General features: G+C 23.6%; 3 protein-coding genes. All 3 read left to right on the top strand.

Annotation, left to right across the window (positions count from 1 at the left end; all coding sequences use genetic code 11):
* Window positions 1–337 (top strand): PadR family transcriptional regulator (locus E6A48_RS11650; protein WP_258018620.1); only part of this gene is annotated, 337 nt, incomplete at its 5' end.
* A 26-nt stretch (window positions 338–363) separates the two neighbouring features.
* Complete coding sequence (locus E6A48_RS11645; protein WP_219710472.1) at window positions 364–1,014, top strand: permease prefix domain 1-containing protein; 651 nt, start codon at window positions 364–366, stop codon at window positions 1,012–1,014.
* Window positions 1,015–1,016: 2 nt separating this feature from the next.
* A partial coding sequence (locus E6A48_RS11640) for a permease prefix domain 1-containing protein (RefSeq protein ID WP_219710471.1) occupies window positions 1,017–1,201 on the top strand: 185 nt, incomplete at its 3' end.

Here is a 1,201-nt window from a genome sequence, read left to right as displayed (position 1 = left end):
AAAATTAATGTATATAGAAAGTGATATCATACGAGGTCATATAGATGCTGTTGTTTTGCATTTTTTGAAAGATAATGATTCTTATGGTTATGAGCTTTCTAAATTAATTACTGATAAAACTAATGGAGAATATGAGATTAACGGTCAGACTTTATACAGTGCTATAAGAAGACTTGAAGGCAAAAAGCTAATAGAAAGTTATTGGGGAGATGAGAGTCAGGGAGGAAGAAGAAAATATTATAAAATTACTGAAGAAGGCAGAAAGTTTTTAGAGGAAGAGAGAGAAATATGGCTGTTTACTAAAAAGATAATAGATAAACTTCTTGATATTGAATAAATGTTTTTATATAGAGATAAAATATTATGATAGATGATTTTTGTAATGAATTGAAAAATAAATACCCTAATACTCAAAAAATTAGAGACCAAATTGAAGAGCTTAGAAATTATTTATACATGAAAAGTGAAGAATATATAGATGAAAGCGAAGAGGAGGCTTTTAAAAAGGCACTTAAATCTTTCGGTGATGTGGATTCACTTCTTGAAGAATTGTCAAAGGATGCAAAAATTATTAATAAATCTAAATTATATTTATTTGCTGGAATTATTGATATTTTTATTGCGGCTTTTTTGAGTTTATTATTATGCCTTATATCTTTAAAAAACAATAATATATCATTTTTCTCTTATATAAATAATTCATTAGTTCCAAGTATATTTTTTATTGTTTCAGGAATTATTGTTATTTTTTTAACTACAATTATACAGTTTATTAATATGCGTAATATATACGAAACTTTTGAATATACTTATAATGATTATAAAATAAATTTAAAATATTCTATAATAGGTTTTTTAATTATATCTATAGCAGTATTTATATTTAATATGTTTTTTACTCCGCATCATATTTGGTTTGTATTTGTTATTATATACTTTTTATCTTGGCCTTTGACTGTATTTTTCTTTTATAGATTTTTTAAAAATTCTGATAAAAATATTAACAGGAAATAATGATGAATATTAATGAGTTTTATAAAAATATTAAAAAGAAATATCCTAATACTAAAGAAGTTCTTGAGCAATTAGATGAAATAAAAGATATGCTTAATTCTAAAGTTCAATATTATGTAAAAAATGGAATGAAATATGAAGAGGCTTGCAGTAAATCTATAGATGAGCTTGGCAATATTGATGAAGT

It is taken from the genome of Brachyspira pilosicoli (genome assembly GCF_019402445.1).
Classification (GTDB): domain Bacteria; phylum Spirochaetota; class Brachyspiria; order Brachyspirales; family Brachyspiraceae; genus Brachyspira; species Brachyspira pilosicoli_B.
The sequence above is the reverse complement of the archived record's forward strand: the minus strand, read 5'-3'. Positions and strand labels throughout refer to the sequence as shown.